The organism is Thalassolituus maritimus, from assembly GCF_900156675.1.
GTDB lineage: Bacteria > Pseudomonadota > Gammaproteobacteria > Pseudomonadales > Oceanobacteraceae > Thalassolituus > Thalassolituus maritimus.
In genome coordinates this window covers 263109-286207 of record NZ_FTOH01000002.1, presented here as the reverse complement: position 1 = coordinate 286207, position 23099 = coordinate 263109, and the positions used below count along the sequence as shown (strand labels likewise).

Here is a 23099-nt window from a genome sequence, read left to right as displayed (position 1 = left end):
TAAAGCGTACTTAAATTATTCCGCTTTATGGCCGACACCAGCGGGGTAGCCACGTCGGATTTCTTTCATATGAATGCGCCCTTCAATTGGGTCATCGCTGTGATCCTGCCATTGCATCCACTGCGTCAGCGAAATAGAAAGCTGCAATGAATAATCCAGTGAAATCCAGCTGCTGCGTCCACTATCGTAAGCCGGTACGCCATCGCCCATCACGTTAACTGGGCCAGAGCCTGTTTCAACCGTCATATTAAATGGCTCAGCTGCTGGCGTATTGGCGAAGTAGATACTGTCTATTTCAGCAAAGCCGATACCGTTATTCACTGTTGCATCAGCACCACTGCGATCTTTACCAATAGCCGGGTTAGCCGCATTTGGCGTGACACATTCTTTGGTCAGAGATGAGAACTGCGAAAGGAGTGGCGGCGTCACCAGATTTTTATCTGGCACAGAAGCCGTGCCATGACAGGACATACATGAGCTGTTGGCATTATCCGCAGGGCCATTTAAGCGATAATTACAGCCCAGATGACCCATCTGCTTCATGACGTTATTACCACCGTATTTATTCAGCTCATCAACGGTATCCCAAAAAATAACTTCCTCTTTAAAGCCATTTTTCTTCACGTCGACCGGGTGGTTATACGCAAGCTGGCCTTCTGGTGGTGTGTCGTTACCCCACATAACACCCAGCAGAGCAATACGCTGCCACGGATCGTCTACATCGGCCTTGCGTTGACCGTCAGCAACGAAGGTACCAAACACCCATTCAGTACCTTTGGCACGACTGTCTTTTACAGCAAAATCGAATTGCAGCAAGGTCACGTCACCCCACTCGGTGGTACTGCGAGGACACTGCTCGCTCTCTTCAATCAACGTACATTCTTTACCGTTAGCAGGTGTGCAACTACAGAACGTTGGATCTGAGATATTCGCATTCCAGCTCGGAAGATTCTCCATCACTGGCAACACATCAGGGCTGAGCGTATTGAAAAGCGGCTTACCGATCACCGCGCCTTCGTCAAAGCTGACGTCGTCCTGCGGAATTTTCGCGGTGCCGTCGGCCTGCCAGACAGTGCCGAGAGTGTAAGCTGCCGTGGCATTGAAGAAGCCCACCGCCCACATGGTGCTTTGCTTATCGCCTTCGGGGGTTGAGAACGTCACCGGCGCCTCGCGTGTCAAGCCGTGTGTGAACTCGCGTCCGCTCATGGCATCGTACGTCTGGAATGGAATGTTGTACCAGGGACGAACCTTGTTGTTACATACGTCCCAGTCTTCAATACCAGTCTGGTTAACATTGCCTTCCTGGATATACTCCATCACCAGCCAGCCATATTCGTATGCCAGCTTCGCTTTTTCTTCCTGAGACGTGCCCTCTTCGAATAACGCATCGAATTTACTGTCACGCCATTGCTGGCTTGCCGCGTCGTCCACCGGAGAGCGCGGGAAATCATCCGACAGCTGATACACAGGCCCTGTCCAATCAGCCGGTGGAACGTTGCTGGTTTTCTGGCCAACCCACTGATCCGGGAATGCTGGGTCCTGCCAGTAACTTGGGTAAGTGCCCGTACAGGTTCCATTCCTGGTTGAATCGGTAATTGAATCAGTGGTTGCCACGCCTTCTTTCGGGGATTCTCCGCAAGCTGCCAGCATCAATGCTGAGCCACATACGGTCGCTGCCATAAGCCGTTTTATCATTGTTATATCCATATCCATCGTCCTTAATTGTGATGGGAATTGTTGGGGAGCTTGAGATTAGCAGAAGGGCGCTGAGGTAATACCGGGATTCGCAGCAAGTCGGATGTCGGAATATGACAGTGGCGACACTAAAGCGCCCGCTGCCCAATAGTGGCTATTTGGGTCTAAGCATGTGGCGAGTTCGTGTAAAGACCCTGCAAGGCAGGTATAAATTCTCGCGTCCGGGAGCGAGATAGGTCACCATTGGTTAACTAATAAGAATAAGCTGGAGCTTTGTCCTTGAGCCGTAAGATTAACTGGTCAGCAGCGCTGATTTTTATCAGTTCACCCGTGTTTGCGGTGAGCCCTTATTTCCCCGAGACACCGACCATCGACAGCCCCGCAGACGGTGCCATAGATGTTCCACTCAATCCCGAGTTAAGCGGCAGCCCAATGTTAGAAAAAGGTGGTAGCAGCGCTAATCTCGTGTTCGACAGTGCGGAGTGGCGGCTTACCGACGCGAATGAACGCTTTGTAATCACTGGTGGCACACGCGGGGACGAGACCACCAATCTCGACAGCATTCCAGAATCGACTTATATCTACGACATTCCGAACGGCTTCAACTTTAATGGTGTGTACACAACCCGACTCGAAGTTACCAATACTGGCGTCGTTCAGCTTTTCTCGGCTGACGACTCTGTCGCCGCAACCGTCGAGATGATTCCCGGGGCGCTCAGCGATCTGCGCCCAAGTGACGATAAAGCCCCAATTCTCATTGTTGCTCCGGAAGCTGCAAATGACCTGACAGTGGCGCTCGCGGTTCAATGGACCTACCTCTCCGACGCGGTTGCAGGCGATATCGTCTTACAGGCGGCCTTTACATCTGAAAATGGTGTCGGTCTATTCACTATACCTTCCGACCTGAGCGAGCCATTATTCAACAGTACGGACAGCACCATCTCCATCGACTGGAATGGCCCTGCTTATGTTGCAGGGGATTCACTGGCCGGCTGGAAAACTACTCTTACCGGAGGTGATTCACCTGCAAGTAATTTCGGCCTTATCTTTAACCCCGATAACGAAGGAAATATCAGCCCAACAGGTAGCGGCCAGAATGGCTCTTTGGGCTTGTATGAGTGGCCAGAGTACATCAGTGCGACAGGTTCAGACGTTACTTTGCCAGATCCTGGCCTGACGCTGGAACCCGCCACCGATTATGCTGTTCAGGTTCGATACACTGCGCTCGAAGGCGCCAGTGAGCGTAAATCTGACTGGTCAGAACCCAACTATTTCACAACAGGTCTTGATACCAGCTATTCCTTTCCGGCACCGGCAACCGCAGATATCCAGGCCAGTGTAGCAAAAACGTTCGAATTTGAAGTCTCGAACAATGGTAGCGATGACGGGCAGGCACTTGTAGAAATTCGCCTGCCTTTCAATGCCTTTGAGGTGCTTGAAGGACGTTTCTCGGAACACTACAACGCAACGTCCGATGCAGCGATAAAGAACTGTGACGACACCACGGACTTTGACGCAGGCAACACCTACCTGCATTGTGAGATCACGCTCGAAGCCGGAGCAACTGCAACGGTCGCCTTTCTCGCTACCTTCTACGATGAGGGAGCCAATGCCTTCGAGTATCGTGTGTGTGAAACCCTTCTGGATCGTTGTGACGATGCCAGCTACGAAACCGCTTCTTTCAGCGTTGCTGCTGCACCCGAGACTTCCGCCCCAGAAGAAGAGCCCGAAGAAACCGATGAAGACTCTGGCTCGTCATCAGGCGGTGGTTCAATGTTCTGGCTGACGATTCTCGGGGTTACCTTATTCCGTCGGCAAAAACCAACCAGCCGTATTCTCTGATTCCCCAGATCGTTATACTCCGGGCTTTTGTTTTACCTATAGCCCGGAGACCCCTCTATGAAACTCATCATTCTCGACCGCGATGGCGTTCTGAATCAGGATTCCGATGCGTACGTTAAGTCCGTTGATGAGTGGCTGCCGATTCCAGGCAGCGCAGAAGCCGTAGGTAAACTCTGCAAGGCCGGCTTCACCGTTGTTGTTGCAACGAACCAGAGTGGTCTGGCACGCGGCTATTTTTCTCAGGCTGATCTTGATGCCATGCACGACAAGATGACGGGGCTCGCCGCTGCTGAAGGCGGTGAGTTTGCTCATATCGCGTTCTGTCCGCACGGCCCGGACGACGGCTGTGACTGCCGCAAGCCACTGCCCGGTTTGATTCATCAGATCGAAGATGCGCTGAAGGTGTCAGCAGAAGGTGCCTGGATGGTCGGTGACTCGATACGCGACCTGGAGGCTGGAGTTGCAGCAGGATGCAAAACTGCGCTTGTAAGAACCGGCAAAGGCGAGAAAAGTGAGCACAAACTCACTTCTCACCCGACACTGGCTCAGGCCCCCGTGTTTGAGGACCTGGCCGCATTTGTTGATTGGCTTATCGCCGAGCAACCTTAATTGTTCACCGGCTCCCACGGTAAGGTGCCGGGCGCAGCCTCGATAAAGTTGAGGTACTGCTCAAGGTGATCCACCAGGTCCCTGATGACTTCCTCTTTGCTGCAACCAAACAAATCGTAACCCAGCGAACCATGACTCAGGTGAACATCGGCACGCCAGAAGGTCGCCGACTTTGCACCCGCTGGCCGATAATCCGGTGCGTCATGCTCGGTGGCTTTGACCTGATAAAAGAACTCATCAACGCCCTCTCTCACCAGAGACATGGAGACTTCCCCCGTCGCACCACTGACACGCACATCCCAACCGTGAGAACGTAATTCTTCACTGACTTCTTCCAGCGCGGGCGTAACAACGCCCTCAATGTATTTCTCGACTTTGTTAGCACCGGGGAATTTCATCATGCCATTCAGGCGCTTGCGCCAGTCGCCACCATCGCTGTGCGGGCGGACAGGAGTGATCGCACTAATAGAGGTGTCACGGTGACCCTCAATCACCAATGCCCGCCAGAGCCCGGCAACGGCCAGCAGCATGATGATCCCGAATGGTAATGCACTCACGATAGTCATGGTCTGCAATGCACTTAAGCCGCCAGCCAACAGCAAGGCCGCCGCTATGCCCCCTTCAAGGAAAGCCCAGAACACTCGTTGCCAAACTGGCGTCTCTAGTAAGCCGCCCGACGCCAGTGAGTCGACCACCAGAGAGCCCGAGTCGGATGAGGTAACAAAGAAGGTAATGATGAGGAAGACGGTGATAATCGAAAGGAAAAACGACATCGGCAGACGATCATAAAACTCAAACAGTGCCACCGCATGATTGGACTGAACTTCGCCGATCAACGCCTCTTTGCCCTGCTCCATAATCAGGTGCAGTGCCGTATCGCCAAAAATGGCGAACCACAGAAATGTAAACAGAGTCGGAACCGCCAGGACACCAAACACAAACTGACGGATCGTACGTCCACGGCTGATCTTAGCGATAAAGAGACCAACAAAAGGCGCCCAGGCAATCGTCCAGGCGAAGATAAACAGTGTCCAGTTACCAATCCAGTCACTGTGTGTGTAGGCCTGCATATTAAAGGTGCGCTCGACAACGCCACCCAGATAAGCACCTGTATTCTGCAACAGGGTATTAAGAATATGAACGCTCGGGCCTACGGCGAAAACAACGGCCATAAGAAAAACTGCCAGCCCCATGTTCAGCATCGACAGGTTCTTAATGCCCTTGTCCATACCCGCAACCACTGAAGCCGTCGCAGCCAGAGTAATCACAGTAATGGCGATCACCTGAACGGTCGTGCTCACCGGTATCGCTGGCCAGAGATAATTGATGCCTGCATTTATCTGAGATACCGACAGCCCCAGCGTCGTTGCCAGGCCAAACATAGTCCCCAATACCGCGAACGTATCGACGATATGCCCAGCCCAACCATGAATGCGATCACCAATGAGAGGGTACAACGCAGAGCGCACAGACAAGGGAAGACCGTGCCTGTAGGCAAAGTAAGCCAACACTAACCCCATCAGACCGTAGATCCCCCAGATGTGGAGACCCCAGTGGAAATAGGCAATCTGCATGGCTTCTTTTGCCGCGGGCACAGTCTCTGCGGCACCGGCCGGAGGCGTCGAATAATGAAGTACGGGCTCAGCCACACCAAAGAACAGCAGTGCGATACCGTAGCCTGCTGAGAACAACATTGCGAACCAGGCCGGAAACGAATACTCGGGTTCCGCATGATCAGAACCCAATCGGATGTTGCCCCAACTGCTGAAGCCAACCACAAGAATAAAAATCAGAAAGATCGCCACCGCTAACATGTAGAACCAGCCAAACGTCTGGGTAATCCAGCCCAGCATACTGCTGAACAGATTGCCCGCTGCTTCAGGATTACTGACCGTGCCTATAATCAACAGAGCCGCGACAATAATGGTGGGGACAGCAACAGGCATAAGTAACGTTGCCTGAAGGCCTTTTCGTTCGAGATTCATTCAACACTCCGGTTTGTATGGTCCAGCGCACCCCGTCTCAGCGCGGCGTGCCTGTATTACCCTGACAAAGCCAGAGCCAGATAGCAAATCGCTACTTTTCAGAAGGCGGCTTTCGCCGTACTCTGAATACAGTGCTAGTCACACTCCGAAGGAGTAAACGATTGCCTGAGACCACCGCTCGCTCTACATCACTCGCCGCCTGCCGCACCATCATTTTTATGGTCTGGATGACCTTCCTCACCCTGATCTGGATCCTTCCCGCTCTGATTATTTCGCCATTGATGGATCTACCCGCCCGACATCGTTTTATAGGTCGACCTTTCTGCATCGCATGCGTCTGGTCAGCACGTCTGATTCTCGGCCTGCGTTGGAAAGTCATCTACGAAGGCGAGCTCCCCTCCCGGCCGTCCATAATTGTCGCGAAGCACCAAAGTAGTTGGGAAACCTTTATGCTGCCCGCACTGCTGCCGCCACAGGTTCAGGTCATCAAAAAAGAGCTGACACGTATTCCGATCTTTGGCTGGTACCTCGCCATGATGGGGCCTATTACGATCGACCGGACGCAACGCACGACAGCGCTCAAAGGTCTCGTTAAGCAAGGAACCAAACGCCTGAACAATGGCTTTCATGTACTGATATTTCCCGAAGGAAGCCGTGTCCCTGCAGGCGCGCGCAAAGCGTTTTCTAAGGGGGGCAGTATGCTCGCCAGCCGCGTCAAGGCACCCGTGATTCCGGTTGCCCATAACGCCGGAGACTTCTGGCCGAACCACCACTGGATACGCTACCCGGGCACAATTACCGTCGTTATCGGCGCTCCGCTAGATAGTAAAGACTTACCAACTAAGTTTCTCCATCAGCAATGTGAGGAGTGGATCAATAATCGCGTCGACGAGATTTCTGCAACGCCTTTTCAGGGTACTGTGATTACTGAACTCACCAGCGGAAAACGATTCTGATAACTGCAACACTCTGCATGATATGATCATTGCCGCTATTACCGGGGGATTCACAGGGGGGACACTATGGTGATTGAAGTGGGTGGTATTTTTGGCATTCTGATTCTGGTTGGCGATATCTACGCCATCCTTAACACCGTGCAGGCACGCACCACATTGGGCGTAAAAGCGGCCTGGATTGCAGCAATCCTGCTACTGCCTGTCGCAGGCCTGATTGCCTGGTATTTCTTTGGTCCTCGTGAACCCAAGGTCAGCTAACCAACCCAGGGTTCTGTTAAGGTTTTTACACAGACAGCGGCTTAATTATCGCCGCTGTCTGAGCTGGAGCTGGCACTTGGTGTGCCCGAGCCACCTTCATCCTTAAGTGCGCGCTCTTTACCCGCAGCTTCTTCAGCACGTTTTTCCACTTCCTCGACCAGGCGAACATTGGCGTTTGGTGCCTTGCCCTGCTTGTCTTCACCAAAGTAGATAGTCTGGTGTGGGAATGGAATCTCGATATTCCGTTCATCAAAGGCGATCTTCATGCGGCGGTTAAACTCCCGACCAACGTTCCATTGCTGGATCGGTTTAGTCTTGATCCGTGCCTTAATCATCACGGCACTATCGGCAAACTGGTCGACACCCAGCACCTCAAGGGGCTCAAGAATCAGATCTTCGAAATCTTTATCTGCACGCAGGTCTTCATCAACCTCACGCATGATCGCAACGACTTCGTCTGTGTTCTCACGATACGCTACGCCCACATCCATCAAGTAATAGCTGAAATCTTTAGTCAGGTTGGAGATGATCGATACTTCACCGAATGGAATCGTGTGCACGGTACCATCCAGGTCACGCATCTGAATTTTGCGCAGCGTGATCTTCTCTACCAGACCAAAATGATCATTGATCTTGATGACGTCACCAATTTGCAGCAGATCCTCGAACACCACTGTCAGCCCGGTCAGGAAATCCTTCACCAGAGTCTGAGCACCAAACCCCACTGCAATACCCAGCACACCCGCACCGGCCAATAGCGGCATAATGTTGATGCCCACCTCAGAGAGAATTACCATCACCGACAGCAACGACAGGGTGATTAGCAGAATATTACGAATGATTGGAGTAATCGTCTGGAAGCGCGAGCTGTTCAGTCGCTCGTGACGGAACATTAACGTCTCCAATAAGGCATTGGTGCCCTCCCAGATAGAAGCAAACACCAGAGCAGCGAGAGAGATCGACAGCACGGTCCCGAGCAGACTACCCAGCCCTGACATGCTCTCTTCACCAAAATACACAGCCGCAACATCCAGTGCTGCGTATCCCACAAGAATAAGACCTACCGCGTAACCGATGGCACGCTGAATGGTAAACAATGAACTGAAACGCTCCTTATCCCAGTGCAAACGCTTACGTACCCGCTTCATGCGTTTATCGAGAAACCGGCTCAGATAACCATTCAGAAAAATACCCACTAGAACCAACAAGGTAGTCACGCCGAACGCCAGTACGTCGCCAACAATATTCTCAGGAAGCCCGTAGCTATCAGTCAGTGCTGTGAATTCACTCAGTACGCCTGAGCCGGTGCTATCCAGACCAAAAACTGACGCCAGCTCGGGTTCTGGCTCTGGTTCTGCCTCTAACATCAGTTCCAGCTTCTGAATCAGATCCTGCCGCTCTGTTTCACTCTCCAGCGTGCCAATCAGGTTCTTAACGGCCTCCCGGTCAACTGCCTGACCATCGCTCGTGCCCCCGGATGATGCAGGAGAAGCAGGCGCACCCCAAACTAACAAAGACGAGAGTAGTAACAGGCAGGCAGCCAGTAAACGCATAGTGTTCTCCAACAAAATTATGAAGTTATCGACCAGCAAATCTGCGCTGGGTTCATCCTGAGTGGCCATAATGCCGCCTATATCAGGCGATTAAGTCATTGTGACAATACTGCCATCTTGGCTATAACTGGTACGAGACTTTAACTATCTGCGCAGGAGAAGGCCATGAGTACCACCGCCGATATCAGCATGTCCCAGACAGAATCGACCAATGGCATTGAAGTCCGCCGCATGGACTTCAGCTTTGATCAGGTCGACACCATGGACTGGTACCGTGGCAATCCGATCCTTACTGCCTTCATAGCGGTACTCTCAGGTACCTTCCCGCCGGGCGAGCAGATGTTTATAGAGTCTGTGCGCAACTACAAAGACCGTGTGACTGATCCGCAGCTTTTAGAAAACGTCAAAGACTTCACCCGCCAGGAAGCCCACCATACGAATCAGCACAAGCTCGCGAATGAGAAGCTTGAGTCACTCGGGTGGAAAGCGCAGAAGATCGAAAAGCGTGTCGAAAAGGCCATCGCATTACTCAACGCCAAGCGCTCGAAGCGGGAACGTCTGGCGGCGACAGTCTGCCTTGAACACATCACCGCGATTGTGGCTGAGTATGTACTTACTCACCCCAAACAGCTTGAGGGGATGCACCCTTCCATTAAATATATGATGATCTGGCACGCCATCGAAGAGATCGAGCACAAGTCCGTCGCTTTCGATGTGTACATGGCCACCGGCGGTCAGCGTAAAACACTGCTGCGTATCATGCGCGCCATTGCGGTACTGTTTCCCACCCTCACCATTGGCCGCACCATCTACCTTCTGTGGGCCGCTCGACGGATGCCCAGCTGGGTTCAGATCAAGGAAGCCTGGGGCATGCTCTTTGGTGAAGACGGCATGTTCACCTGCATCAAAGCGCCATTCAAAGACTTCTATCGGGAAGACTTCCACCCTGACGACCACGACAATCGTGCATTGGTCGAAAAGTGGAAAGCCGAAATTGAAGCGTACCGGGCTGGCTAAACACGGGTTAACAGTCACTCCAGCCAGACGACAGCCGAGCTTATTCCATAAAGAACTTCGCCCGCTGCAGGTAGGCCTGCCGATCAGACAGACCGTTATAGCCGCCGTTGACCCTGCGGGTAATACCCAACAGGTCATCATGATCGGCTTTTTCCTGCAGGTGCCGGGTTTCCCAGAACCAGAGACTCACCTTTAACGCATGCTCAGGGGTGGACAGTAATTCCGGCCAATCCGGCTGCGACGTATCTATGCCGGCGTACTCTGCGTACTGCTCGTAGTTATAACGTCCTGTCAGCTGAATTAACCCACGGCCCTTAAAGCGAACACCGTCACCCGGCTGAGTATTGCCCAGATCAGAGCGCCCTTCGTAAGCCTGACCAGAAGCCAGCTCTTCTGTGTAAAAGAGCGACAGACTCTCGTGTCCGATCTGAGCGAGAAAGTGCGCCAGACGGCGAGCACCAGAAACACTCTCTGTCTGTTCAGAGGCACTCTGCATCAGTGGAAAATAGGTTTCGATCTTTGATAAAGGTGCGGTCGGCATAACTGCTGCCAGGCAATCACTGGAAAACGCCTTCGGCTGCAGGCCTTTCAAAGTACGTAACGTGCGACCGTTAGGGTCGACCCGTCCATCAGGGCGGTTAAGACCCACTGCCCCACGCTGAAAAGCATCGATCACACTGATGGTTGCCGGGCCAATCAGGCCGTCAACTACTAAAGGATTCTCCGGGCTGAGAGCCTGATTCAACGCCGCCTGCACGATACGTACATCAGACTTCATATTTACGCCGCCAGCGCCAACACTGCACTGAATGCACATACGACAACTCCTTTGCTTTAAAAACCCGTTCAGCGGCCATACAGGCCCGCCTGCTTGCCTTCATCATTACTGAGGACGGCGATTTTCTCAATGGCTGAGGCATGTCCTCACGCGCCACTGCGGACGTTGTGGGTTCATCTTATTTCCTGAATATACCTCGGAGCATGACAATGAGCCGAATAGGCTCTATTATTCGGCTCATACTATGAGCCGAATAAAGTATATAATCAGCTCATCGGCAAGTATTGATACAACAGTGAGCAGGCAATGAATCAACGCTGGATATGGCAGAACAGCCAATGGACCGAATTCTACTGGGACAACGATGTTCTTCAGCCGCTGCTGCGCGAGTGCCACAAACGCATTGGTCTGCTACAAGGCAAACAAAGTGTCAGCAGTAACTCCGAAGACCAGGCACTGGACACACTGCTGCAGAACCTTCTGGCATCATCTGCCATCGAGGGCGAAGAGCTGAATGCAAGCTCCGTGCGTTCCTCGCTGGCACGACATCTTGGTATCAGCGAAGCGGAGCCCTACCCCGTCAGTGATCGCTCGGAAGGGTTGGCTGAACTATTAATAGATGCGCTCACGAATCTGGATTCACCCCTCACGCAGGAACGTCTGTGTTACTGGCAGAAACTTCTCTTCCCTGAGTCCGTGTTATCAATCACTCAGAAAATCAGAGTCGGACAGCTAAGAGGCCCGGAACCTATGCAAGTTGTCAGCGGCCGCCTTGATCGCCAGAAAGTGCATTTCGAAGCGCCGCCCAGAGATGGCCTTGAGTCACAACTCCAACACTTTTGTGACTGGTTTAACCAAGGCGCTGATTGTCAGGACACTGACCCGCTTCTGCGAGCTGCCACTGCACACCTCTGGTTTGTCACCCTGCACCCATTCGACGACGGCAACGGCCGCCTGACCCGCGCTATTACCGATATGGCCTTGGCTCAGTCAGATTCACAGAGCGTTCGCTTGTTCGCGATGTCGGTAGCAATACTTGATATGCGCTCAGAATATTACAACGCTCTTGAGACGGCTCAATGGCACCGCGACGACGAACGGGGATCAGACATCACCGAATGGTGTCAGTGGTTCCTCAAAACCTTACTGACCTCAGTCAACAACGCCATAAACCAGATTGACCGCACAATCGTCAAAGCCAGGTTCTGGCAGACTTTTCGTGATATGCCACTGTCTGCCGAACAACGTAGGGTGCTGAACCGCCTGTTAGATGGCGGGCCCAAAGGATTCGAACATGGTATCAGTGCGGCTCAGTACCAGAAAGTCGCCAAGGTAAGTAAAGCCACAGCGACCAGGCATCTTGCTGACCTGGTGGCAAAAGGGTGCATTCAGAGGTTACCTGGAGGCGGGAGGAGTACAAGGTACTCACTTCCTTCCAGCGAAATATCACTCTAGATCCGATGCAAGCTCAACCAAAGAACAGTAGTTAATCTTTTTGGTGCCTATCTGCGATTCAAAATAATCCATCGCCAAGTTCACACAAAAAGATTTACGTGCCCACGTATCTACTTCGTTCCGCCGATAGACATCAGCTGCTTGCTCAGCAATTGATGAATGCTTATTGAAGCTTTGGCGTTCATCAAAAAAGCTTACCAATTGAATGATAAATGCCAACACTGAAACTTCACATTTATACTCTAGAGTCCCATCAAACTCAGTTCCATTGTCGAATTCCTGACTACCCAAATGCTTAGGCGTAACAGAAAATTCTATTTTTTTGAGGGAGTCACCTGCTGCCACCTGCAAGTCCGAATAGGTACTTCTTACTACTTCTAGCCCGGGCTTATCATTCCATTTATGTTGATAAGACTTGTGAAATAGTTGTTGATAAGAATTTTCGTCATGCAACTTTATAGCCGACATTACTGCCAAACATAGCCAGAAATATTTATTTTTATTCTTTTCTTCTAAGAAAGATGCATATAACTGAGTTAACCACTGTTCTGTAGTTCTTAAATCAAACTGAAAGAATTCTGCTATGCTTCCCAGACTATCGGATATGTCATCCTCTGTTTGCATGCATATTGCACCATCTCCCGTTCTCATAAGAGCTGTATGAAAACCGGAAGCCACCGCATAGAAAGAACGACGCGAACGAATATAGTCAGATAACCTGGGTTTTTTTAACGTAAAGCCACGGTTAAAAAAGCGTTTAAGATACCTATTTGCATCGAAATCCTGACCATAAACCGCTTTTATAGAATGCTGCAACTGCTCTGTATTTGTAGCGATCACGAAAACGAGGCCAGGTATATCGAATAAATGCTTTACCATTTCTAACAGCTCAATGGCATAAGTCGGTCGGCACCTATCAAGTTCATCAATAAAAATAAACATCGGTAGTTGGGAGCGACCCGAGGCTGTTGCTTCCTTCAGCCAAGCTTTTATCACTTTCTTAAAATCTTCTAAATCTTTCGATTTCTTTGAATGATCAGATAGAGCAGCCGACATCAACTTTTCAGAGAAATCATCGAAATCTTCTAGTTTAAAACCATCAGTATCGAAACCACTGTAGGTACGAACCACACCTTTTATCAGCGCGGGAGTCGCCTGCTTCAAGAAACGCCCCGTAGTTCTCAAAGCAGTAGCCCTATTTTTTTCTACTTTAGTATTTGGATACTTCTCAAGCGTTTTAAGTATTTCGCCCACGACCGTTAAAAGTGGGTCATCCGAAAAGTCATTCCGCCATGCATCAATATAAGTTGCAGGATGCACATCACTGATACTCTGGCACCATCGTTTTAAGAAATATGTCTTACCAGCCCCCCACTCTGCGTTCAGATTAAAAACCTGGCTGCTACCTGAAAAGCTCTCCAAATAATTTGTCAGAAACTCCGCATACTTTGCTCGATCTAGTTGGTCAGCATCAAGCCTGGTATCTAAATAAGTCGTGTCTTTCGCCCAGTAAAAATTCATTTTTATTCCTGTGCCTCGACAATACACCAACAAATAGAAAAGCCCCGAAAAACAGCTTTGTCGTCTGTCAGCCGGGGCTTGTACCTAACGATCACCTCCCCTAGCGTTCCACGTGGAACACAAAGGGACAGAGCGAATCAGAAGTCCAGGTTCGCTACGTTCAGTGCGTTCGCTTCGATAAAGGCACGACGTGGCTCTACGTCATCGCCCATCAGTGTTGTGAACATCTTGTCAGCGCCAATGGCATCTTCGATGCTGACCTGAAGCATGCGACGAGTCTCTGGGTCCATAGTGGTTTCCCAGAGCTGCTCAGGGTTCATCTCACCCAGACCTTTATAGCGCTGGATGTTGAAGCCTTTCTGAGCCTCATGAAGTAGCCACTTCACGGCATCCCAGAAGTCGTTGATGACGTGAACGCGCTCACCACGCTGGATGTAGGCTCCCTCTTCCAGGGTCTCAGCCAGCTTCTCGCTCATGCTCGCCAGCTTGTTGTACCCATTGCCACCGAAGAAGTCGACATCGAGGATGTAGTCACGTGCCATACCGTGGGTGATCACTTTTACGTCGACGTTGTAGTTGTCGCGCTCTGGATCTTTGACCGTCGCAACTTCGAAGTGCGAACCACTGCGGCCTGCATCAGGAAGCTGTTCACGCAGCTTACCAACCCATTCATTCATGGCGGCTTCGCTAGTCATCATGTCGGTAGTGACACGAGGCAGAGTCAGCATCAGGTGCAGAATCTCTTTACGCACAACGTTTGACATACGATCGACCGTCTCTTGTGCAGAGCGATACTGATCAACGATCTGAGCAAACGCCTCGTCAGAGATTGCTGGGGCGCCCTCAGAAGGGTGCAGAGCGGCTTTCTCGAGTGCGATGTGGGTGAGGTAGCTCTCCATCGCTTCTTCGTCTTTGATGTACTGCTCCTGCTTACCACGCTTGATCTTGTACAGTGGCGGCTGAGCGATGTAGACGTGACCACGCTCAATGATTTCAGGCATCTGGCGGAAGAAGAAGGTCAACAGCAGCGTACGGATGTGCGCACCATCGACGTCAGCATCCGTCATGATAATAATGCGGTGATAGCGCAGCTTATCCGGATCAAACTCTTCACGACCAATACCACAGCCCAGTGCGGTAATCAGTGTGCCGACTTCGGCGGAAGACAGCATCTTGTCGAAGCGAGCTTTTTCTACGTTAAGGATCTTACCTTTGAGTGGCAGAATAGCCTGAGTCCGGCGGTCACGGCCCTGCTTAGCAGAACCACCCGCAGAGTCACCCTCCACCAGGTACACTTCGGAGAGTGCCGGGTCTTTTTCCTGACAGTCTGCCAGCTTACCCGGCAGACCTGCGATATCGAGCGCGCCCTTACGGCGGGTCATCTCACGTGCCTTACGCGCCGCTTCACGTGCACGGGCAGCATCAATCATTTTGCCAACAAGCTCTTTCGCCTGCTGTGGGTTTTCCAGCAGGAAGTCCTGGAACTGACGCCCCATTTCCTGCTCAACGGCAGGCTTAACTTCACTGGAAACCAACTTATCTTTGGTCTGTGAACTGAACTTAGGATCAGGCACCTTAACCGAAATAATCGCCGTAAGGCCCTCACGAGCGTCATCACCTGTGGTCGATACCTTGGCTTTCTTATCCAGGCCTTCCTGAGTGATGTAAGAGTTCAGAGAACGTGTCAGCGCGGCGCGGAAACCCGCGAGGTGCGTACCACCGTCACGCTGTGGAATATTGTTGGTATAGCAGTGAATGCTTTCCTGAAAACCGTCGTTCCACTGCATTGCTACTTCGACACCGATGCCATCGTCGCGCTGCTCAGTTAGAAAGTGGAAGACTTCGCTGACGGGTGTTTTGCCTTCGTTCAAGAAGCCAACAAAAGAGCCCAGACCACCTTCAAATTCAAAGATATCTTCTTTATCAGAACGCTCATCCTTCATATGGATGCGCACACCTGAGTTCAGGAACGACAGTTCACGCAGGCGCTTTGCCAGATAGTCGTAGCTGAATTCTGTCTTAGTGAAGGTCTCTTTCGACGGCAGGAAGGTAATCGCTGTACCCGTAGTGTCAGATACACCGACTTCTTTCAATGGGTAATCAGGCACACCATGCGTGTATTCCTGCTCAAACAGCTTACCGCTACGGCGGATTGTCAGTTTTAGCTTCTCAGACAGCGCGTTTACTACTGAGACACCCACACCGTGGAGACCACCAGAAACCTTATAGGAATTGTCATCGAACTTACCGCCCGCGTGGAGTACCGTCAGAATAACCTCTGCAGCCGATACGCCCTCTTCCGGGTGAAGCTCGGTAGGAATACCACGACCGTTATCGGAGACCGTGATTGAGTTGTCCTGATGGATAACAACCTCAACTGTGTCACAGTGACCAGCCAGCGCCTCGTCAATGGAGTTATCGACCACCTCGAACACCATGTGGTGAAGGCCGGTACCGTCGTCGGTATCGCCGATATACATCCCTGGACGCTTCCGTACCGCATCGAGGCCTTTAAGAACCTTAATACTGGACGAATCGTAACTCTGATCACTCATTCGGTGCATTCCTCTAATTTGCCATGTTCCACGTGGAACACTTTACTGGCGACTGGCTGCCAGACATCGGTTAGTTTTTCTTTGTCGATGCTGGTTATAAAGACCTGACATTTTAAATCTTCCAGCAGCTTGCATAAAGCAAAACGGTGCTTTTCGTCGAGCTCTGACGCAAGATCATCCACAAGATAGATAGTCCGGCGCCCACTCTCCTGCTGAAAGAGCGATCCCTGCGCAATCTTAAGCGCTGAGACCACTGTTTTCTGTTGCCCCCGAGACAAAATCTCAGAAGCAGGTTGTTTGTCGCACTTAATGCGAAGCTCGGCCCTATGGGGACCTGACTGGGTATATCCGAGCGTCATATCACGCTCCTGCTGACGGCTCAGAACGTCCGCCAGGCGAGAGTCTTTCTCCCACCCCGGATAGTAAGCCAGTGTGACAGATATTGAAGGATCTAGCTCGTTCAATATCCGCTTAAATTCTGGTTTAAAGCGCTTAAGGTACGCCTGGCGTTCATTATCGATGTGCTCAGCAGCCTCAATAAAGCCAGCGTTCCAGACATCCAGCCACTCTTCTTCCTTCTGCTTCAGTGCGGCGTTTCTCTGTTTGAGATGCTTTCTGAAGGTTTTCCACTGTTCCATGAAACTTTGTTCCACGTGGAACACACCCCAATCAATAAACGCCCTGCGCTCTTCCGGCGAACCCGAGAGTAGCTTAAACGTGTTCGGCTCAATGATCTGAACGGGCAACCAATGCGCTGCTTCAGCCTGGCTTGTAAGAACAGAACCGTTCAACTTAAGAAGATGGTCCCCTGCCTTCAAACGCAGAGATTCCATTTCGCATACACCCATATCCGGATCTTCAATGGAAAAACGCATTTCCATCCGATCATTATCGTGGGCAAGCACATGCTTTAGCTGATTAGTACGGAATGACTTACCGGAGGCCATCACAGCAATTCCTTCAAGAATGCTGGTTTTGCCGGAGCCGTTATCTCCGTAAATGAAATTGACGTGGGGATGAGGATCAAAGATCAGTGGCTGCAGATTACGCACACCACTGATCCTGAGATGCCTGACTGGCATAAATCAGAAACGCCTGAGACTACAGACGCATCGGCATAACAACGTACATAGCATCAGAGCTGTCTGGCTCTTCGATCAATGCGCTGCTGTTTGCATCCGACAGTGTGAACTTAACCTGTTCGGTTGAAATAACGCCAAGAACGTCCTGAAGGTAAGAAACGTTAAAGCCGATCTCAAGCGCATCGCCCTGATACTCAACCGCTGTCGTTTCTTCGGCTTCTTCCTGCTCTGGGTTATTCGCGAATACCTGAAGCGTATCGGTACCCAGTACCAGGCGAACACCACGGTACTTTTCGTTAGAAAGAATCGCAGTACGGTTAAATACCTGACGCAAATCTGTACGATCAGCCAGAACCACGTTATTACCGCCCTTAGGAATCACGCGGCTGTAATCCGGGAACTTCCCGTCGACCAATTTCGAGGTAAAGGTAAACTCTTCAGTCTGAGCACGCAGATGGTTGGCGCTCAGAGAGAGGCTCACGCTAGCTTCTGGATCAGTCAGCAGTTTCGCCATCTCCAGAACACCTTTACGCGGCAGAATGATCTGACGTGTTTCAGCAAGACCAGAGACTTCAGTAACACAGGTCGCTAGACGGTGACCGTCGGTAGCAACAGCGCGCAGACTGTCTGCGGTAACTTCCATCAGCATACCGTTCAGGTAGTAGCGAACGTCCTGCTGAGCCATGGCAAAGCTTGAGCGATCAATAATATGACGCAGGCTGGCTTGTGGCAGAGAGAAAGACTGCTCGTCGGCAATCGCATCCACGTTCGGGAATTCCGTCGCTGGCAGAGTAGAAAGCGTGAAGCGCGAACGACCTGAGCGAACATTAACGCGCGCTTCATCCTGCTCGATCTCAATCTGAGCGCCATCCGGCAGAGAGCGACAGATATCCATCAGCTTTTTCGCTGGAACCGTAATCGAACCTTCCTGGCCGACTTCATCAAGAGTGACCCGGCCTACCAGCTCAACTTCAAGGTCGGTACCTGTGAGCGACAGCTGCTGACCTTCAATTTCAAGCAGTACGTTTGAAAGTACTGGCAGAGTCTGACGCTTTTCTACAACACCTGCTACCAATTGCAGTGGGCGCAGAAGGGCTTCCCTGGATATTACGAATTTCATGGTTCTCCACTCGGTCCGGAGCCTGAGCTAACAGGCGTTAGGTTGTCAGTAAGCGCAGCAGGTTCTTATAATCTTCCCGCACATCAGCACTGGATTCCTGCAATTCTTTAATCTTGCGGCACGCATGCAAGACCGTTGTATGGTCTCGTCCGCCGAACAATTCGCCTATCTCAGGCAAACTGTGATTTGTCAGTTCTTTGCTCAATGCCATGGCGACCTGACGAGGTCGCGCGATCGAGCGTGTACGGCGCTTAGATAATAAATCAGACATCTTGATTTTGTAATACTCTGCGACCGTACGTTGAATATTTTCAACGCTGACCTGTTTATCCTGGAGCGCTAATAAGTCTTTCAGCGACTCCTTAATAAAAGGTAGAGTGATTTCACTGCCCGTGAACTGAGCATTCGCAGCGACACGTTTCAGCGCCCCTTCCAGCTCACGCACATTAGAACGAATTTTCTGAGCAATAAAGAAAGCAGCATCATCCGGGAGATTCATCCCTGTCTGCTCGGCCTTCTTCATCAGAATTGCCACACGCGTTTCAAGCTCTGGCGGCTCAACTGCTACCGTCAGACCCCAGCCGAAGCGTGACTTCAGACGTTCTTCCAAGCCCGCGATCTCTTTCGGATACCGATCACAGGTCAGAATCATCTGCTGACCGCCTTCTAATAAGGCATTAAAGGTATGGAAGAACTCTTCCTGCGAGCGCTCTTTGCCTGCAAAGAACTGAATGTCATCAATCAGCAGAGCATCGAGGCTACGATAAAAACGCTTAAATTCGTTAATCGCACCCAGCTGGAGTGCTTTCACCATATCCTGAACAAAACGCTCTGAGTGTACGTAAAGCACACGGGCGTTCTTGTTCTTGGTTTGTAAGTAGTTACCAACCGCATGCATCAAGTGGGTCTTACCCAGACCAACACCACCATATATAAAGAGTGGGTTGTACGAGCCACCAGGATTGTCAGACACCTGTTTCGCAGCGGCATGCGCCAACTGGTTCGACTTACCTTCTACAAAGGTATCGAAAGTGAAGTTCTGATTAAGAAAGCTCTGATGCTGCAAGCCACCTTCTACCTGCACCTTTCTTTTAGGTGGCGGAGTCGGTGCAACCGGCGCGGGCTCAGTTACCGGATCAACCACCGCAAGTTCAGCAGCTGACGGGCCAGAATCTTCAGCAAACGCCATAGGTTCAGCACTGTAAGAGCCGCCCAATGGCGCGGTTTCTATCTTAGATGCGGGTTCTCGTGGCGCGGCAAAGCTCATCGTATCGTCTTTTATAGAACGAGGCTCTGGGCGAGGCGGCGGTGTCGTCGGACGCTGAAACATAGGACGGGACTCACCCGCGACTATATTAACGTGCGTGAGCAAGCCGCCATTAAGATCTGAGATGATTTCCTGAATACGCTGAAGGTACTTATCTCTTACCCAGTCTTTTACAAACCGGTTAGGCGCACTCAGGACGAGCTGTCCATTATCAGCGCTGGCGGTCAGAGGACGAATCCATGTGTTGTATTGCTGTGCGGGTAACTCGTGCTGCAGATACCCCAGGCAGTCTTCCCACAAACCCGTCACATGCACCTCTGAATCCTGACGTCGAAATGAATAGCTATAAAGAAGACGGACATACTACCCGAGGAAGTGCTGGTTATCCACAGAAATACGTCATTCTGATGAACAAAGTTACCACCTGACCTGTGGATAAGTCTCTTAACAGCTTGTCTTTTAAGGGGTGAATGAAATTGTGAACAACTCGCGATCCGGTCATCACTGTGTATAACCCATGGTTTCGTCCACCAGATGAACCCAACTTCCGGACAGTCTTTACCTCGTTTATCCGCAGACTTATTTCGAGTCTAATCCATTGAAAATAATAGAGTTTTTTGAGTTATCAACAGAATTAAGCGCCCGTTTTAATAATAACTTCAGATTTCTTCTCTTCTTCATCACACATCATCAGTACTTAAAACATAAATATTCATCAGAATGACCGGTCTTCACGTTTTTCAGAAAGTTCATAAACAAAGCGATCTCAGCGTTGCGTTAAGTGTTTCTTTTGCATACAATTCTCGGCCCTAAAAATTGCCCTGATTATCTGGGCCTGTTCACACTGACTGGGTGATGATATGAAACGTACATTTCAACCAAGCGTACTGAAGCGCAAGCGTACTCATGGTTTCCGTGCCCGCATGGCAACCAAAAACGGCCGTCAGGTTCTGGCACGTCGTCGCGCTAAAGGCCGTCACAGCCTCGCTGCTTAATTGCTGTAACTTATCTGCGCAGAGAGAAGTATGCCGGACCGTTGCTTCCGTAAAGACTTACGGCTGCTGAGACCGGCAGAATTCAAACGTGTTTTCGATAACACAGCTCTGCGCGGTAGCACGCCTCACCTTCTGGTACTGGCTGCTCCCAACGAACTGAACCGACCTCGTGTCGGTTTTGTTCTGGCGAAAAAACAGCTCAAGCTAGCGGTAGACCGCAACCGGGTTAAACGCCTGGTCCGCGAATCTTTCCGACAGCACCAGCATGATCTCGCCAGCCATGACTTTGTCATTTTGGCACGTTCGGGAATCGTTCAGCTGGACAATCAGCAGATTCGTGAGATGATCGACAGCCTCTGGTTCAGACTGAAGAAACCCCATGGCAAACACCAAGGCAGAAAACGCAAACCGCGGCGTTAATCCTGTAGCCAGGATAGCCCTGACGCTGATTTCTGTATATCGGTATGCCATCAGTCCGATGCTTCCCAGCCGCTGTCGATACTACCCCACTTGTTCCTCATACGCTGAAGAAGCCATCCGTCGTTACGGAATCCTTCGTGGAGGCTGGTTAGCACTTCGTCGTATTGGCCGTTGTCACCCATGGGGTGGTCACGGTGTCGATCTGGTACCAGATCTGGAAACACACACTCATTCAACTCATTGTTGCCAACGGAAACCCTGATCATGGATATCCGCCGTTTAGTCATTTATGCAGGACTTGCGATCTCCTCTTATATGCTGATTCTTGCCTGGAATCAGGATTACGGAACTGAGAACGTTACGACCCCAGTTGCTGAAACCAGCAACGAATCAGCACCAGATTTTGGTTCTGACACCCCAGACACTTCCGATGCCGTAGATGCAGATGTACCGGATGTCAGTGATCAACCAGCGGTCAGCGCAGCTGACATGCCTGAAGTTGCCGCACCGACGGGTGATGTCATCACAGTGCAGACCGATGTTCTCAACGTAGAGATCAATCCTAAGGGCGGTCAGGTTGTTTCGGTTCGTTTACCGCAGTATTCAAAGTCGATTAAACAAAAAGACGTTCCATTTACCTTGCTCGAAAACAGCAACACTCGTCTCTTTATCGCACAAAGCGGCCTGGTTGGACGTGACGGCATCGACAAAAACAACGGTGCGCTGTACAGCACGGAAAATACTGAATACACGCTGAACGAAGGCGAAGACACACTTGAAGTTGTGCTGACTCACCAGTCTGAAAAAGCGTACGTAGAAAAGATCTTCACCTTCACGCGCGGTGAATACCTGATGGATGTGCGCTACAAAGTACGCAACATCTCGCAGGAGCCATGGCAGGGTGCGTTTTATGCACAGCTGAAACGTGACGGTTCTGATGACCCTTCTCAGTCAAGCAGCATGGGCATGCAGGCGTACCTGGGTGCCGCACTGACCACCAGTGAAGAGCGTTACCAGAAAGTAAGTTTTGATGACCTCGAAGAAGGCAAATTCAAAAGCGTTGAAGAAGGTGGCTGGGCTGCCATTCTGCAACACTACTTCGTATCTGCGTGGATTCCTGCACAGGATCAGCAGCACACCTACAACGGTCGTTACGTGAAAGGAAACTACATCTTTGGTTTCTACGACAACTCTGTCAGCGTTGCTCCGGGTGAAACCGCGACCATGGGTGCTCAGCTCTACACTGGTCCTAAGATCCAGGACCGTCTGGAAGAAATCGCGCCAAACCTGAACCTGGTGATTGACTACGGCATCCTCTGGTGGGTTGCGCAGCCGCTGTTCTGGCTGCTGGATAACATCCACGACTTCGTTGGTAACTGGGGTGTGGCAATCATCCTGCTGACGGTTCTGATCAAACTTGTGTTCTTTAAGCTGTCGGCGATGTCGTACCGTTCAATGGCGAATATGCGCAAAGTTGCACCGAAAATGGCGGAAATCAAAGAGCGCTACGGTGATAACCGCGAGAAACTTGGTCAGGAGATGATGAAGCTCTACAAGACCGAGAAGATCAATCCACTCAGTGGTTGTTTGCCAATTCTGGTTCAGATGCCAGTATTCATCGCACTGTATTGGGTGCTGATGGAATCGGTAGAACTGCGTCAGGCGCCTTTCTTCCTCTGGATTGAAGACCTGTCGATCAAAGATCCGCTGTTCATCCTGCCATTGTTGATGGGCGCATCTATGTTCATCCAGTTCAAGCTGAACCCAACACCGCCAGACCCGATGCAGGCGCGTGTTATGCAGCTTATGCCAGTGATCTTCACAGTATTCTTCCTGTGGTTCCCTGCAGGTCTGGTACTGTACTGGGTAGTGAACAACGTACTCTCGATTGCACAGCAGTACGTCATTACCAAACAGATTGAGAAGAGCTGACGCTCTGACCAATCTTAAAAAGGCGCTGCGGCGCCTTTTTTGTTGCCTTAAAATGGGCG

The 23099-nt window shown here is 51.0% G+C and carries 19 protein-coding genes; 10 read left to right on the top strand and 9 right to left on the bottom strand.

Going from position 1 to position 23099, the window contains the following annotated elements; translation table 11 throughout:
- Positions 1-15 precede the first annotated feature (15 nt).
- Positions 16-1695, bottom strand: coding sequence for a hypothetical protein (locus BW941_RS04085; protein WP_139325737.1), 1680 nt, complete (start codon positions 1693-1695; stop codon positions 16-18).
- 279 nt (positions 1696-1974) lie between these two features.
- On the opposite strand from BW941_RS04085, the gene BW941_RS04080 reads away from it, so the two are divergent.
- Both BW941_RS04080 and gmhB read left to right on the top strand, forming a co-directional pair.
- Positions 1975-3537: a hypothetical protein gene (locus BW941_RS04080; RefSeq protein ID WP_076514380.1), complete on the top strand. Its 1563-nt coding sequence runs from the start codon at positions 1975-1977 to the stop codon at positions 3535-3537.
- Between the two features lie 57 nt (positions 3538-3594).
- Complete coding sequence (gmhB, locus tag BW941_RS04075) at positions 3595-4146, top strand: D-glycero-beta-D-manno-heptose 1,7-bisphosphate 7-phosphatase (protein WP_076514379.1); 552 nt, start codon at positions 3595-3597, stop codon at positions 4144-4146.
- Here the strand turns inward: gmhB and BW941_RS04070 are convergent.
- Positions 4143-6131 (bottom strand): BCCT family transporter, encoded by a 1989-nt coding sequence (locus BW941_RS04070; protein ID WP_076514378.1) that lies wholly within the window; start codon positions 6129-6131, stop codon positions 4143-4145. The genes gmhB and BW941_RS04070 overlap by 4 nt on opposite strands.
- 161 nt (positions 6132-6292) lie before the next feature.
- On the opposite strand from BW941_RS04070, the gene BW941_RS04065 reads away from it, so the two are divergent.
- Complete coding sequence (locus BW941_RS04065) at positions 6293-7087, top strand: lysophospholipid acyltransferase family protein (RefSeq protein ID WP_084188601.1); 795 nt, start codon at positions 6293-6295, stop codon at positions 7085-7087.
- A 66-nt stretch (positions 7088-7153) separates the two neighbouring features.
- Entirely contained in the window at positions 7154-7345 is a 192-nt protein-coding gene (locus BW941_RS04060; RefSeq protein WP_068442368.1) for a PLDc N-terminal domain-containing protein, read from the top strand.
- A gap of 41 nt (positions 7346-7386) precedes the next feature.
- On the opposite strand, the gene BW941_RS04055 is transcribed toward BW941_RS04060, so the two are convergent.
- The gene (locus BW941_RS04055) at positions 7387-8898 is read right to left on the bottom strand and encodes a mechanosensitive ion channel family protein (protein WP_175607861.1); all 1512 of its coding nucleotides are present in this window, start codon (positions 8896-8898) and stop codon (positions 7387-7389) included.
- 165 nt (positions 8899-9063) lie between these two features.
- Between BW941_RS04055 and BW941_RS04050 the strand changes: the two genes are divergently transcribed.
- Positions 9064-9915 (top strand): metal-dependent hydrolase, encoded by an 852-nt coding sequence (locus tag BW941_RS04050; protein ID WP_084188599.1) that lies wholly within the window; start codon positions 9064-9066, stop codon positions 9913-9915.
- A gap of 40 nt (positions 9916-9955) precedes the next feature.
- Here the strand turns inward: BW941_RS04050 and BW941_RS04045 are convergent, their stop codons facing one another.
- Complete coding sequence (locus BW941_RS04045; protein WP_076514376.1) at positions 9956-10732, bottom strand: glycoside hydrolase family 19 protein; 777 nt, start codon at positions 10730-10732, stop codon at positions 9956-9958.
- A 267-nt stretch (positions 10733-10999) separates the two neighbouring features.
- Here BW941_RS04045 and BW941_RS04040 point away from each other — a divergent pair, with 267 nt between their 5' ends.
- Positions 11000-12148 carry a Fic family protein gene (locus BW941_RS04040; RefSeq protein WP_076514375.1) on the top strand — a complete coding sequence of 383 codons (1149 nt, stop codon included), beginning with the start codon at positions 11000-11002 and terminating at the stop codon, positions 12146-12148.
- On the opposite strand, the gene BW941_RS04035 is transcribed toward BW941_RS04040, so the two are convergent.
- From BW941_RS04035 to dnaA, 5 genes are all read right to left on the bottom strand, one after another.
- Entirely contained in the window at positions 12140-13669 is a 1530-nt protein-coding gene (locus BW941_RS04035) for a KAP family P-loop NTPase fold protein (protein ID WP_076514374.1), read from the bottom strand. The genes BW941_RS04040 and BW941_RS04035 overlap by 9 nt on opposite strands.
- Before the next feature lie 137 nt (positions 13670-13806).
- The gene (gene gyrB / locus BW941_RS04030; protein WP_076514373.1) at positions 13807-16224 is read right to left on the bottom strand and encodes a DNA topoisomerase (ATP-hydrolyzing) subunit B; all 2418 of its coding nucleotides are present in this window, start codon (positions 16222-16224) and stop codon (positions 13807-13809) included.
- Complete coding sequence (gene recF / locus BW941_RS04025; protein ID WP_076514372.1) at positions 16221-17306, bottom strand: DNA replication/repair protein RecF; 1086 nt, start codon at positions 17304-17306, stop codon at positions 16221-16223. Before recF ends, gyrB begins: the two co-directional genes overlap by 4 nt.
- 19 nt (positions 17307-17325) lie before the next feature.
- Positions 17326-18426: a DNA polymerase III subunit beta gene (dnaN, locus tag BW941_RS04020; protein WP_076514371.1), complete on the bottom strand. Its 1101-nt coding sequence runs from the start codon at positions 18424-18426 to the stop codon at positions 17326-17328.
- A 37-nt stretch (positions 18427-18463) separates the two neighbouring features.
- Complete coding sequence (gene dnaA, locus BW941_RS04015; protein ID WP_217693564.1) at positions 18464-20002, bottom strand: chromosomal replication initiator protein DnaA; 1539 nt, start codon at positions 20000-20002, stop codon at positions 18464-18466.
- Positions 20003-20553: 551 nt separating this feature from the next.
- On the opposite strand from dnaA, the gene rpmH reads away from it, so the two are divergent.
- Genes rpmH through yidC form a run of 4 tightly spaced genes read left to right on the top strand, consistent with a single transcriptional unit; the run spans position 20554 to position 23040 of the window.
- Positions 20554-20688 (top strand): 50S ribosomal protein L34, encoded by a 135-nt coding sequence (gene rpmH / locus BW941_RS04010; protein WP_068435451.1) that lies wholly within the window; start codon positions 20554-20556, stop codon positions 20686-20688.
- 30 nt (positions 20689-20718) lie between these two features.
- Positions 20719-21108 carry a ribonuclease P protein component gene (rnpA, locus tag BW941_RS04005; RefSeq protein ID WP_068435450.1) on the top strand — a complete coding sequence of 130 codons (390 nt, stop codon included), beginning with the start codon at positions 20719-20721 and terminating at the stop codon, positions 21106-21108.
- Positions 21068-21370: a membrane protein insertion efficiency factor YidD gene (gene yidD / locus BW941_RS04000; RefSeq protein WP_076514369.1), complete on the top strand. Its 303-nt coding sequence runs from the start codon at positions 21068-21070 to the stop codon at positions 21368-21370. The genes rnpA and yidD overlap by 41 nt, the downstream gene beginning before the upstream one ends.
- 2 nt (positions 21371-21372) lie before the next feature.
- Positions 21373-23040: a membrane protein insertase YidC gene (gene yidC, locus BW941_RS03995; protein ID WP_076514368.1), complete on the top strand. Its 1668-nt coding sequence runs from the start codon at positions 21373-21375 to the stop codon at positions 23038-23040.
- Positions 23041-23099 lie beyond the last annotated feature (59 nt).

What these genes read in the sequence shown, in the direction of transcription:
- BW941_RS04045 (WP_076514376.1), bottom strand. Translation starts at nt 10,732, where the DNA reads ATGTGCATTCAGTGCAGTGTTGGCGCTGGCGGCGTAAATATGAAGTCT.
- BW941_RS04070 (WP_076514378.1), bottom strand. Translation starts at nt 6,131, where the DNA reads ATGAATCTCGAACGAAAAGGCCTTCAGGCAACGTTACTTATGCCTGTT.
- rpmH (WP_068435451.1), top strand. Translation starts at nt 20,554, where the DNA reads ATGAAACGTACATTTCAACCAAGCGTACTGAAGCGCAAGCGTACTCAT.
- BW941_RS04035 (WP_076514374.1), bottom strand. Translation starts at nt 13,669, where the DNA reads ATGAATTTTTACTGGGCGAAAGACACGACTTATTTAGATACCAGGCTT.
- BW941_RS04085 (WP_139325737.1), bottom strand. Translation starts at nt 1,695, where the DNA reads ATGATAAAACGGCTTATGGCAGCGACCGTATGTGGCTCAGCATTGATG.
- recF (WP_076514372.1), bottom strand. Translation starts at nt 17,306, where the DNA reads ATGCCAGTCAGGCATCTCAGGATCAGTGGTGTGCGTAATCTGCAGCCA.
- BW941_RS04060 (WP_068442368.1), top strand. Translation starts at nt 7,154, where the DNA reads ATGGTGATTGAAGTGGGTGGTATTTTTGGCATTCTGATTCTGGTTGGC.
- yidC (WP_076514368.1), top strand. Translation starts at nt 21,373, where the DNA reads ATGGATATCCGCCGTTTAGTCATTTATGCAGGACTTGCGATCTCCTCT.
- BW941_RS04040 (WP_076514375.1), top strand. Translation starts at nt 11,000, where the DNA reads ATGAATCAACGCTGGATATGGCAGAACAGCCAATGGACCGAATTCTAC.
- gyrB (WP_076514373.1), bottom strand. Translation starts at nt 16,224, where the DNA reads ATGAGTGATCAGAGTTACGATTCGTCCAGTATTAAGGTTCTTAAAGGC.
- dnaN (WP_076514371.1), bottom strand. Translation starts at nt 18,426, where the DNA reads ATGAAATTCGTAATATCCAGGGAAGCCCTTCTGCGCCCACTGCAATTG.
- yidD (WP_076514369.1), top strand. Translation starts at nt 21,068, where the DNA reads ATGGCAAACACCAAGGCAGAAAACGCAAACCGCGGCGTTAATCCTGTA.
- gmhB (WP_076514379.1), top strand. Translation starts at nt 3,595, where the DNA reads ATGAAACTCATCATTCTCGACCGCGATGGCGTTCTGAATCAGGATTCC.
- BW941_RS04050 (WP_084188599.1), top strand. Translation starts at nt 9,064, where the DNA reads ATGAGTACCACCGCCGATATCAGCATGTCCCAGACAGAATCGACCAAT.
- rnpA (WP_068435450.1), top strand. Translation starts at nt 20,719, where the DNA reads ATGCCGGACCGTTGCTTCCGTAAAGACTTACGGCTGCTGAGACCGGCA.
- BW941_RS04055 (WP_175607861.1), bottom strand. Translation starts at nt 8,898, where the DNA reads ATGCGTTTACTGGCTGCCTGCCTGTTACTACTCTCGTCTTTGTTAGTT.